Raw genomic sequence first — 11023 nt, forward strand, 5'->3', positions numbered from 1 at the left:
GAACCTTTCCTCGTCGGCCCGGTGGGCTCGCCGCGAAGGCGACGAACCCGGGAGCACGGGCCCTTTCAGGTTTTCCCTGCCTGCACGCCCTCACGAATACGTTGTCCCAAGGTCGGATCGATGTTCGACCAGTATTCAAACACCCGCGTGAGCACCGGTTCCTCGACCCCGCCCAACACATGGCCGACTACATTGTTAACCAGACGATCGCGCGCAGCGTCATCCATCACTCGGGTGACGAGTGTCCGGGCCTGACTGAAATCATCGTCGTCAGGCCGTAGCGTATAAGCCGAACGCATAAAGGAGCCGTCGGTGGACCACACCGCGTTCTCCGGGTAGCGCTTCGGGTCTGCGACCGGACCGCCTTTCGAGTTCGGGACATAGACAGGATCGCTCGCGTTCGTCATCCGCATCGCCCCACCCTTGGTATAGGCGTGAACCGGGCATTTGGGGGCGTTTACCGGGATCTGCTTGTAATTGACGCCTAATCGCGCACGATGGGCGTCGGCGTATGCGAAAGAACGGCCCAACAGCATCTTGTCTGGCGAAAGCCCGGTGCCGGGGACGAAATTGTTCGGTTCGAACGCAACCTGTTCGATCTGGGAGTGGAAATCCGTCGGATTACGATCGAGCACCAGCCGTCCAACCTCCTGCAGCGGATACTCGCCTTGTGGCCAGACCTTGGTGAGATCGAACGGGTTGATGCGATAATCCTTTGCCTCGTCATAAGGCATGATCTGCATCTTGAGCGTCCAGCTTGGATGCTCGCCGCGCTTGATCGCCACATGCAGGTCCCGGCGGTGATAATCAGCGTCCTGTCCAGCGAGTTTCCCCGCTTCTTCTTGCGTCAGGAACTTGATTCCCTGATCCGTCTTGAAGTGGTACTTGACCCAGAAACGCTCACCTGCCGCATTGACCCACATATATGTGTGGCTGGAAAACCCGTCCATATGGCGCCAGCTCGCCGGGATGCCTCGATCTCCCATCAGCCACGCCACCTGGTGCGCCGTTTCGGGATTCAGGGTCCAGAAATCCCACTGCATGTCGTTGTCACGCAGGCCACTGTCGGCGCGCCGCTTCTGCGAATGAATGAAATGCTGGAACTTCATCGGGTCACGCACGAAGAACACCGGCGTGTTGTTTCCGACCATGTCGAAATTGCCGTCTTCAGTATAAAATTTGAGAGCGAACCCGCGCGGATCGCGCCAAGTGTCCGGACTTCCGGCCTCGCCCGCAACGGTCGAAAAACGCGCCACGACGTCGGTGCGCGCTCCGGGTTGAAGAAACTTGGCGCTCGTATAGCGGCTGAGATCCTTCGTGACTTCAAAATAGCCAAACGCGCCGCCGCCTTTAGCGTGAGGCTGCCGGTCGGGGATCATCTCCCGGTTAAAGGCGGCCATCTGTTCGATGAGGTAGTGGTCGTGCAGCAAGAGCGGTCCATCCGCGCCGACGCTCAGCGAAAACTGGTCGTCGGAAACCGGAATGCCGGAGTCCGTGGTGTGGATGCCCAGATCGGAAGCGCTCATCGTTCAAGCTCCTGAGACGTATGTCTACGCGTAGTAAAAAATACCCAGATGGGAACGTGCCCAGTCAAACTCTGGCTCGTTATTGAGTGCCTCTCGCTCGAACGAGAAGGCGACAGGCGCCGCATCTCGGCGCAGTCCGGGCGCTTTGATACGAAGAGTGAGACGAGTTTGCAGGCATCTTGGTCTTGTTCGCCGCACACGCAGAAAGCGTCGTTTGGCGGTCCCCATGCGCAATACATGCGCTTCGCGGAGACGATGTCGAGCCCCTTCAACGCTCATCATTCTGTTACTTCATTGTATCCGGAGCGCGCAGTGAGGGAAGGGAGTTCCACCGTCGTCGGCGTCCAGCCAAAGGCGGCCATTCTCGACGCCTTCCGTCTCCATCGTCCTCCATGTAAACGAGCGCCATGAGAGGCGTGCAGGAAGTAGCATGGACGGATCCCTGGAGCGCGCTGCAGACGCTCGACGGCGGAGAGTGGCTTGCCTTGCTGGACAGTGGCGGAGAACCGGGGGAGCGCTCCCGCTGGTCCTACTTATGCTACAACCCAGTAGAAACATTGGTTGTCCGCGGGCGGCAGGCGATGCGCAACGGACAGGCCGTGTCAGGCGACCCATGGGACCATCTTCGCGACATGCGAGCGGGTCCCCCCGCTTCTGACGCTTCAGCCGGAGCGCCGCCTTTCAGCGGGGGGGTTGTCGGTCTGGCGTCTTACGAGGCGGGCATGTTTGCGGAGCGCACGCCGTGCCGTCATGATAGTCCTGCGCCGACGTTAATCGCCGCTTCCTATGATTCCGTGATCGCTTTCGACCGTCTTGACCGACGGTGCTTCCAGTCGGGAAGTCCTCCCAGCCGCCGCCCGCACGCGCATGTAGTGCCGCAGTTCAAGACGCCGCTACGCTTCGCACCTGATATGAAGCGAGCGCAGTGGCTGGACGCCGTGCGCGAGGTCATTCGCCTAATTGGCGAGGGCGATATCTTCCAGGCCAACGTGACCATGCGCTGGAAAGCCGATGCGCCTGAAGCTTTTGACGAAATCACTGCATATGGTGCGCTGCGCGAAGGGTCCCCGGCTCCGTTTGGAGCGTATCTCCGCTCGCCCGGCTTTTCCCTGCTCAGCGCGTCGGTGGAACGCTTTCTCTCCCTTTCGCCGGGAGGCAAGGTTGAGACACGGCCGATAAAAGGAACTGCGCCCCCGGGCACGAACGATGAAGAAACCGCAACCTACGCCGCAATGCTCGCGCAGGACGAGAAGGAAAATGCGGAAAACCTCATGATCACCGACCTGATGCGCAACGACATCGGCCGCGTATGTGCGATCGGCTCGGTCACAGTTCCACAACTTTGCGTCGTGGAGCGTTTTCCCCATCTGCATCATCTTGTTTCCGCCATACAGGGAGAACTGCGCCCCGGGGTCGACGCCATTGACCTGCTCCGAGCGACGCTGCCCCCCGGATCGGTCACCGGCGCGCCGAAGAGGCGCGCTATGGAGATAATTGACGAGGTTGAGGTCTCCGCGCGCGGCGCATATTGCGGCAGCGTGTTTCGCATCGGCGTCGACGGCGCGATGGACAGTTCCGTAGTGATCCGGAGCGTCGAGCGGGCAGGGGACACGGTGCGGATCGGCGCGGGTGGAGGCATTACGTGGCTATCGGACCCCGAGCGGGAGTACGAAGAAATGCTGTTGAAAGCAGCGCCCGTTCTCTCGGTGTTTGAGGAATGAGCGGCCTTTTGTGGCTGAATGGTCGCGTCCTTGCCGCGCCTGAAGCGCGGATAGATCCGGCGGATAGAGGCTTTCTACTGGGCGACGGACTTTTCGAGACCATTCGTGTGGCGGGAGGCGTCACGCCACATCTCGAACGCCATCTGGCGCGGCTAGCCAGAGGTTGCGCCACCCTCATGATGTTTCCACCAGATTTTGCGGCTCTTCGCGACGGCGTGAAAGATCTGATCGGCGCTTCCAAACTGCGCGACGGGTCGATGCGCCTTACCGTGACGCGCGGGCCGGGGCCACGCGGGCTGGAGCCGTCCGCCAAGCCGTCGCTCACGACGTTGCTGACGTGCTCTCCCGCCGCGCCCGCTCCACTCTCAACCCCGGCGCGCTTGCATGTAAGCCGCTTCACCCGCGACGGGACATCTCCGTTAAGTCAGGTCAAATCGTTGAATTACCTGCCGGGCGTCATGGCTCGCCTCGAAGCGTCAGCCGCAGGATACGACGACGCGCTGCTGCCGGGTGTGAACGGCGCAGTCGCTGAGGGAAGCGCCGCCAACGTGGTTTTCTTGAGCCACGGAGCACTGACGACGCCGCCTCTCGACGACGGGGCGCTGCCCGGCACGTCCCGCGCTAGACTGCTTGAGGCCGGATTGTGCACAGAGGCGTCGCTCCCGCTCTCGCGTCTGAAAGACATTGAGGCGGGATGGCTGGTCTCGGCGCTCTCGCTTCGCGCCATTGGCAACATCGGCGCATGCCAGTTGCGGCAAGACGCCAGCATTGAAGAGACCCTGCGCCGGTTTCTTTTTAGCTGACAACGCAGGGCCTCGTTCAGCGTAGACGGCCCGACGCGATCAACCGCGCCAACTCTTCGGGAAATGGCGTTTCTTTCGGCAATTCCGGGGCAGGAACTGGTGCGCCCATCCGGGTCTCCATCGGGATCACGCCCGCCCATACTGGCACATCGGCCTCCTGCGGATCACCGGGCGGAGCGTCACGGACCTTAACCGCGGCTTCCTCAATCGTCATTTTGAGCACCGAGGTCGCCTTGAGTTCCTGTCTGGTCATGGGGCGGAGACTGTTCCACCGGCCAGGAAACAGGCCCTCCACAAATCGCCGCAAGGCATCTGCCGCATGGTCTGGATCGTCGACCAGTTCCGCGACGCCAAAGGCCATAGCCGAACGGTAATTCACCGAATGACTAAACGCCGAACGGGCCATGACGTAGCCGTCCATCATGCTGCATGTCACGCAGGCACGGGCGCCGACGACGCTTTCCAAAAATCGGCTGGCGGCTGAACCATGCCAGTAAAGAACGTCGCCTTCACGCCAGTGTATCGTTGGCGTCACATAGGGTTCGCCGTCGATGGCATAACCAACATGGCACAGAGGGCTCGCGTCGATCACGGCGTAGACGTCATCCCGGACGTAGCTGCCGCGCTGATGCGCCCTGCGGATGCGGGAGCGCTGAGTGACCGGAAAGGTATCGGACGGCGTGTCGGGCATGGGGCATCTCGGATGGAGCGGGGGAAAACAAGACGAGTGGGCGAGGCGGCTTGCGGCCGCAGTTGTGTAATGGCGTGATTCTGGTATGGCCTCACGGTCCAGTTTTTACTTAATGAGCAGACCAGTTTGCTGCAGTGGATCGGAGATGGCGACATTGGACCTCCCCCAAGGATGGATTCAGCCAGACCGCGCGCAGGGCGATCTGGAAGGCCAGATTTACCGCGCCATGCGCGACGCCATCCTCGACCAGCGCCTGCCGGCAGGGGCGCGCCTGCCTTCGACACGCCGCATGGCCGACGCCTGCGAGGTGTCACGTTCGACCGTCGTGCAAGCTTACGATCGGTTGCATGGCGAAGGTTACGTGGTTTCACGTTCCGGCGCCGCCAGCGTGGTCGCGACGCTTCCAGATTTAACATTTTTCGGCCGGGCTCTCGCGGGTGACGCCACCCCGCCTCGGCGGGATGACTCGTCGCTGAACGATGCGCCGCCGAAAGGCGGGATCGTCGCGCGGCTGGATAAACTCCGCACGGGTGAACCCGACGTGACCGAATTTCCTCATGCTCCGTGGGCGCGATGCCTCGGCGCGAGGGCCAGATCGTTGATCGTTCACGACCTCAGTTACGATGAGCCCGAAGGGCTGGCTATTTTACGGCGGGCTGTGCTCGATCACGCTCGACAGTATCGCGGCGTTTTGGCCGACCTGTCACAGGTCGTGATCGTACCGTCGACACGCATTGCGATTTCATTACTGGCCGAAGCGGCCCTTCGTCCCGCCGAACCGGACGGTCGCGTTACATGGTTCGAGAATCCCGGTTACGTCGCCGCGCGAGACATTCTCGTGGCGCGCGGCGCTGATCTCGTCCCTGTGGCCTGCGACGCTCAGGGCGTCGCGTGCGAAACCGCCGGGTTGCCGCGACCACGGCTGATCTACGTAACGCCATCGCACCAGTATCCTACGGGAGTGACGATGAGTCTGACCCGGCGTCTGGCGCTGCTGGATCGGGCGCGGCGGTCGGACGCAGTCATCATAGAGGACGATTACGACAGCGAATTTCAATACGATGGCCGACCGATAGCCGCATTGCAGGGTATGGACCGACATGAAACGGTCGCGTATTGCGGCACGATGGCGAAGGTGCTTGCGCCCGGAATGCGTGTCGCGTACGCCATACTTCCACGTCGATATGTCGACCCGGTACGCTCCATGATGCGAGAGCGAGGGTTGTCTGTTCCGGCGCACGTGCAGGCCGCGTTAGCAGATTTCATTCGCGACGGACATCTGCGCGGACATATACGCCGCATGACCAGACTTTACGCCGAACGGATGAATCTTGCAGTCGAGGAATTATCGCGAAGGTTAGGCAACTCTATCGAGTTGGGGCCGGGAACGGGCGGACTGCAACTTTTGCTCCGCTTTCGCGACCCCACGATCGACGACTTCGTGCTCCAGAACAGATTGCAGGCGGCAGGATTCGGCGCTCGCGCCCTTTCACCAATGTGCCTGACTTCCTCTGGAGGCGCGCCGTCGCGCGGAATATTGATCGGCGTCGCCCGGGCCACACGTCCCGATCTGGAGAAACTGTCACATGTGATCAGGCGCGGCGCGATCGGTTGATCCCTACCGCCATCATTTAGACACAGGGGAAACCTCGCGGTATGTGGCTGGCCCGAAGGCGGGGCTGCTGATTGCGTAAAACTCCAACGTCTTGTCCGGATCCGCCGCCACTCGATGCAGCTGACCAGCAGGAAATGACGCAATATCACCCGCGTTCACCGGCCATGTTCTGTCGCCAACACGCACATTCCCCTGGCCTCTGCGCACGAGGATGAGTTCCTCTCCTTCAGTATTATAACTCACGGGCGTCGCAGCGCCTGGCGGCAGAACGAATAACGCCACACTCTGTCTTTTCGACCGTATTGGTGCGTTTCGCCCTACGAATTCGCGAAGAGTCACGCCGTCCTTGGCGTGTATCAAATTTGTCACGCTTTCGGATACAGGAGCGACAGTAGTCGTTTCCGACATTTGCTCAGCCGACGCGGCGGCAAATGAGGTAGGGACGACGAAAGCACAGCAGATCGCCACAAAAGAAATGCGCTTGAAAACGTCTATGCTCGCTTTGGCCATCCTCGTGTCCTCCTCCATTCTATTCTCCGTTTCATGTCAAAGTGTTTTTTAGAATATTATAGAATTATAAGATATAATTACAGAGAACATTGTCTGTAAATTTATTTCAGCTCCCAAGACGCATCGGCGGACTTACACTGAGACAGGCAAATATGGAGTTGCGCACGGCTGACGCCCGCATTCAGGTGCTGACTCCTTGGTACCCGTTGCAGTGTTTTACTTTCAGCGCCTAAATTGGACGCACGATCAGTGCGAACCAGTCGTCGAGCCATCACGGCTGGAGCCAGAGAGCGGGCTCGTGATCGAACCATTCTTCTGCAATTGCTGAAATACGCCCAGCCGGTCTGTTACCTGCCAATGGCCGCTTATCTTATCTTCGAAGTCGAACAGATAATGCGTGGCTCCGGACATTCGAATTCGCTGTCCGGTGGCCGGAAAGCCTGGGAGGTCTCCGGCATGCGTCGCCTCCCACAGCCAGCATATAGTCACCGCGTCGTCGTTTACGCACATGGTCTGAATATCGAAGCGCTGATCAGGAAATGGCGCCCGACAAATCTTCAAGCGAGCGATAAAATCGGCCACATTGAGAACCTGTCCGTCCCACGGATCGCCCGGATCGTGATGCACCGTGTAGCTTTTGGCGATGTATCCACCGACCATTTCGCCCAGCCCACAATTCCAGACATCGTTAATAAAGGCGCTCACTCTATTCTGGCGGCGCTCCCTGTTATTCATCGTGCGTCCGATCGCTGTTCGCCGCCAAATAGCGTCGCAACTGGTCCTGCACATCGGTTGGCCAAGGACGGATCAATTCCTCCCATCGCGTCCAGTCATGAGCGAACAGGGAGCGAGAGGCTTCTTCGAACTGAACCATATCTCCCGCGATCACGACCATGAAACGATAAACGGCCTCAACCTGCGCGCGTGTCGGACCATCCACGCTATCCGCTTTGCGGGCCGCTTCGACGAGTTTTCGCAAGGCGACAGACGCTCCTCCAGACTGAGCGCCGAGCCATTCCCAATGCCTGGGCAGTAAAGTGACTTCTCTGGCCGTAACGCCAAGCTTGGGACGTCCTCGTTTTACTTCCGTCGAGGGTTTTGGCTGGTAGCGCGCTGCCACGTCGTCAAGGGGGCCGCGTAAATCCAGATCAATGACCGCTCCCGTCGTGGCGTCGAAGACGGTGGCCCCGCTTCCCTGTTCCTCCGCCTGCTTTAGCGCCGCGAGCACCGCTGCCAGCGGACCCGCCCCAATACGTTGCGTTCCGGCAAAAACAACGAAATCGCCGATTTCGGGTCTCTCGCCCATGCTCGTCTCCACGGTTGCGTTTCGACGGATATTTACCCGGATAAAAATTAACGTCAATAACACCCGGGTAAAATTTATATCTCGATGCCTATACCGACATCACCGTCCGCATGAATTTTTCATTTCATTTTATCAAAACATCATGTTTTCTCTAGAAACTCACATAAAAGATCCTGCCCCGAACACGTCAGTCATCGACGCGTGACACTCTGGGAACAATGGCTCAATTCGCTCCATCCGGCGCGCAGACAGCAAGAACACGTGATTCACAGCCGCACCTCCATCGGTAAGCCTGCGAATCACGGAACTCCCCCTTACTTCAATGAATTAACAGCTCCCAAACCTCGATGATCGCATCAAAGATTACACATAGTTCATTTGTAAAATGCAAAATGTATTTTAACGCTGATGTCAGCAACGAGGAGAAGCCGCCATGATCCGGGTGTTTCAGTGGTCCACACCGGTCGAGATCGACACGATGACATTCGCAGGTGGCGAGCGTCATGTCCGACTGTCAGGCTATCAGAAAGGCGTATCGAAGAACTGGGTAATCAAGGCGGCTATCCATAAATCGGACGACCTTATCGACCTGCTGCTGGTGGCCGACGCAATCCACCGCCTGGAAGAACGACCGACGATTCACCTGTTCTGCCCGTATATCCCGTTTGCGCGTCAGGATCGCGTCTGCTTCCCGGGCGAAGCGATGTCGTTGGCAGTCATGGCGCGCCTGCTCAATAGCGCCAGCTTTAACTATGTGGAGGCATGGGACGTCCATTCTCCGATGGCGCAGACACTCATTACTAACTTCAAAAGCGTTCCGGCAGCACAGTTTGTCGGCGGCGAACTTCGTCCCGGTGAAGTTGTGGTCGCTCCAGACAAAGGCGCAGTCTTGCGAGCCAGGGAGGCGGCTGGCGACACCCATCCGGTTATCGTTGCGGAAAAGAACCGCAATCCTGACAACGGGGCGCTCTTCGGTTTTCATCTACCCACCGACTTCGAAAAACTTGATACGTCAGGGTGCGCTATCGTGGTCGACGACATTTGCGATGGCGGACGGACCTTTGTCGGAATTGGCGAGATGCTGAGAGAAAGAGTCGCAGGCTCTCTGCGCCTTTATGTCACACATGGAATTTTCTCTCACGGTTTTAATGACCTTTTGAATATCTATGACGAAATCCTTGTCGCCAACCTGATGACAGACGCGCCGTTACCGAAGCAGGTGCGTCACCTCCAAAACACATGGTGAAAACACGGGTCATCCGACACAGCCGAAAGGGTAGTCCTATGCTAGATATTTTTGCGCCAACTGCGACGGATTTTTATAAAACAAGCCATGCACAGATGATCCCGGAAAGCACGTCCCTGATCTACACAAACTTCACGGCTCGCACTGCGCGGCTATTCCAGGGGCTGCCAGATTACGACGGAAAAGCAGTGGTGTTGGGCGTACAACGCGCCGTCGACGACATCGTAGAAATGTGGCGCCGGACGTTTTTCTCCATAGAAAAGAACGTCGCGCTGAAACTTCTAAGCCGCCGTCTTGAAAGGTCTCTTCCAGATAATTGCGATGTTGACGGATTGATCGTTGACTTCGCCGATCTACATGATCTCGGGTATCTGCCTTTGCGCATCAAGGCGCTCCCCGAAGGTCGGCGCGTTGGGATGAAGGTTCCCTTCATGACGGTCGTAAACACCGATGCGCGGTTCGCCTTTCTGACCAACTATCTGGAAACAATCTTCTCTGACGAACTGTGGAAGACAATCGTGAACGCAACGACGGCCTTCGAGTACAGACGCCTGCTGGACTCAGCGGCGATGCGCACTGCAGGCTCGACGGCGGCCGTATCGTATCAGGCGCATGATTTCTCCATGAGGGGCATGTCCGGCGTTCACGACGCGGCCAACACAGGCATCGCGCATCTTGCATGCTTTCTAGGTACGGACACTATCCCGGCGATCGATGTCGTGGAGAAACACTATCCAGAGCATGACGACAATTATCAGTATGGATGCTCAGTGCCCGCGACCGAACATCTGGTAATGTGCCTGGGTGGTCGGGAAACAGAGATCGACACGTTCCGGGATCTGATTGTCAAAAAATTTCCCACCGGCATTGTGAGCATCGTCTCTGATACGTGGGATTTCTTCCGGGTCGTGACGGAATTCGTCACCAGGCTCAAGACCGAAATCCTCGCGCGGCGTCCCGACAGCTCTGGGCAGGCCAAAGTAGTGTTCCGGCCGGACAGCGGCGATCCCGTCAAGATTATCTGCGGCGATCCGGAAGCGCCTATGGGCTCTCCTGAACGCAAGGGCGCGGTGGAGTGCCTCTATGAGGTCTTCGGCGGGGAGCGGCTGGAAACCGGCTACATTCTGCTCCACCCGGCCATCGGTGTTATTTATGGAGACTCCATCACACTCGCGCGCGCCTCTGCCATCGTGGCCGGTCTGGAGGCCAAGGGCTTTGCATCCACAAACGTGGTCTTCGGCGTTGGATCCTTCACTTATCAGTATGTGACGCGCGACAGCCTCTCCATAACCTCCAAAGGCACTTACGCCGTGGTCGACGGATCGCCTATAAACTTATTCAAAAATCCTGCGACGGATGACGGCACAAAAAAATCCGCTACCGGTCTGCTGCGGGTCGACGAAGTTAATGGCGAATATGTCCTGCGTGAAGGCGTGACGCGGGAAGATGAGGAAGGCGGCGCTTTGCAGACGATATTCGAGGACAACGCGTTTTTGCGCCGCCAGACGTGGAGCGCTGTTCGCGCCAACATTGCGGCAGAATTGGCGTCTTACTACGGCGTATCGTCAGTAAATCGCTGAGAGTATTGTGTGAGGGTTGTACTTT

Annotated in this window: 10 protein-coding genes; 5 read left to right on the top strand and 5 right to left on the bottom strand. The window is 58.5% G+C overall.

Annotated features, from left to right (window positions below):
* Nucleotides 1-65: 65 nt before the first annotated feature.
* Entirely contained in the window at nt 66-1526 is a 1461-nt protein-coding gene (locus J2D73_RS18770) for a catalase (RefSeq protein ID WP_207883836.1), read from the bottom strand.
* A gap of 407 nt (nt 1527-1933) precedes the next feature.
* Between J2D73_RS18770 and J2D73_RS18775 the strand changes: the two genes are divergently transcribed.
* The gene (locus J2D73_RS18775) at nt 1934-3247 is read left to right on the top strand and encodes an anthranilate synthase component I family protein (protein WP_207883838.1); all 1314 of its coding nucleotides are present in this window, start codon (nt 1934-1936) and stop codon (nt 3245-3247) included.
* Nucleotides 3244-4050 carry an aminotransferase class IV gene (locus J2D73_RS18780; protein WP_207883840.1) on the top strand — a complete coding sequence of 269 codons (807 nt, stop codon included), beginning with the start codon at nt 3244-3246 and terminating at the stop codon, nt 4048-4050. The genes J2D73_RS18775 and J2D73_RS18780 overlap by 4 nt, the downstream gene beginning before the upstream one ends.
* Nucleotides 4051-4066: 16 nt before the next feature.
* On the opposite strand, the gene J2D73_RS18785 is transcribed toward J2D73_RS18780, so the two are convergent.
* Nucleotides 4067-4741 carry a pyridoxamine 5'-phosphate oxidase family protein gene (locus J2D73_RS18785; protein WP_207883841.1) on the bottom strand — a complete coding sequence of 225 codons (675 nt, stop codon included), beginning with the start codon at nt 4739-4741 and terminating at the stop codon, nt 4067-4069.
* A gap of 145 nt (nt 4742-4886) precedes the next feature.
* Between J2D73_RS18785 and pdxR the strand changes: the two genes are divergently transcribed.
* On the top strand, nt 4887-6356 hold the full coding sequence (gene pdxR, locus J2D73_RS18790) for a MocR-like pyridoxine biosynthesis transcription factor PdxR (RefSeq protein ID WP_207883842.1): 1470 nt from the start codon (nt 4887-4889) through the stop codon (nt 6354-6356).
* Nucleotides 6357-6368: 12 nt separating this feature from the next.
* On the opposite strand, the gene J2D73_RS21315 is transcribed toward pdxR, so the two are convergent.
* The 3 genes from J2D73_RS21315 to J2D73_RS18805 form a co-directional block, all read right to left on the bottom strand.
* Entirely contained in the window at nt 6369-6884 is a 516-nt protein-coding gene (locus J2D73_RS21315) for a cupin domain-containing protein (protein WP_369334009.1), read from the bottom strand.
* 228 nt (nt 6885-7112) lie between these two features.
* The gene (locus tag J2D73_RS18800; protein WP_207883844.1) at nt 7113-7571 is read right to left on the bottom strand and encodes an ester cyclase; all 459 of its coding nucleotides are present in this window, start codon (nt 7569-7571) and stop codon (nt 7113-7115) included.
* Between the two features lie 22 nt (nt 7572-7593).
* On the bottom strand, nt 7594-8172 hold the full coding sequence (locus tag J2D73_RS18805; protein ID WP_207883845.1) for a DUF2239 family protein: 579 nt from the start codon (nt 8170-8172) through the stop codon (nt 7594-7596).
* A 433-nt stretch (nt 8173-8605) separates the two neighbouring features.
* Here J2D73_RS18805 and J2D73_RS18810 point away from each other — a divergent pair, with 433 nt between their 5' ends.
* On the top strand, nt 8606-9418 hold the full coding sequence (locus J2D73_RS18810) for a ribose-phosphate pyrophosphokinase-like domain-containing protein (protein ID WP_207883846.1): 813 nt from the start codon (nt 8606-8608) through the stop codon (nt 9416-9418).
* Nucleotides 9419-9456: 38 nt separating this feature from the next.
* Nucleotides 9457-10998 (top strand): nicotinate phosphoribosyltransferase, encoded by a 1542-nt coding sequence (locus tag J2D73_RS18815; RefSeq protein WP_279380957.1) that lies wholly within the window; start codon nt 9457-9459, stop codon nt 10996-10998.
* Nucleotides 10999-11023 lie beyond the last annotated feature (25 nt).

Origin of the sequence: Acetobacter sacchari (assembly GCF_017377715.1) — a bacterium.
Lineage (GTDB): Bacteria > Pseudomonadota > Alphaproteobacteria > Acetobacterales > Acetobacteraceae > Acetobacter > Acetobacter sacchari.

What these genes read in the sequence shown, in the direction of transcription:
- J2D73_RS18770 (WP_207883836.1), bottom strand. Translation starts at nt 1,526, where the DNA reads ATGAGCGCTTCCGATCTGGGCATCCACACCACGGACTCCGGCATTCCG.
- J2D73_RS18775 (WP_207883838.1), top strand. Translation starts at nt 1,934, where the DNA reads ATGAGAGGCGTGCAGGAAGTAGCATGGACGGATCCCTGGAGCGCGCTG.
- J2D73_RS18780 (WP_207883840.1), top strand. Translation starts at nt 3,244, where the DNA reads ATGAGCGGCCTTTTGTGGCTGAATGGTCGCGTCCTTGCCGCGCCTGAA.
- J2D73_RS18785 (WP_207883841.1), bottom strand. Translation starts at nt 4,741, where the DNA reads ATGCCCGACACGCCGTCCGATACCTTTCCGGTCACTCAGCGCTCCCGC.
- pdxR (WP_207883842.1), top strand. Translation starts at nt 4,887, where the DNA reads ATGGCGACATTGGACCTCCCCCAAGGATGGATTCAGCCAGACCGCGCG.
- J2D73_RS21315 (WP_369334009.1), bottom strand. Translation starts at nt 6,884, where the DNA reads ATGGAGGAGGACACGAGGATGGCCAAAGCGAGCATAGACGTTTTCAAG.
- J2D73_RS18805 (WP_207883845.1), bottom strand. Translation starts at nt 8,172, where the DNA reads ATGGGCGAGAGACCCGAAATCGGCGATTTCGTTGTTTTTGCCGGAACG.
- J2D73_RS18810 (WP_207883846.1), top strand. Translation starts at nt 8,606, where the DNA reads ATGATCCGGGTGTTTCAGTGGTCCACACCGGTCGAGATCGACACGATG.
- J2D73_RS18815 (WP_279380957.1), top strand. Translation starts at nt 9,457, where the DNA reads ATGCTAGATATTTTTGCGCCAACTGCGACGGATTTTTATAAAACAAGC.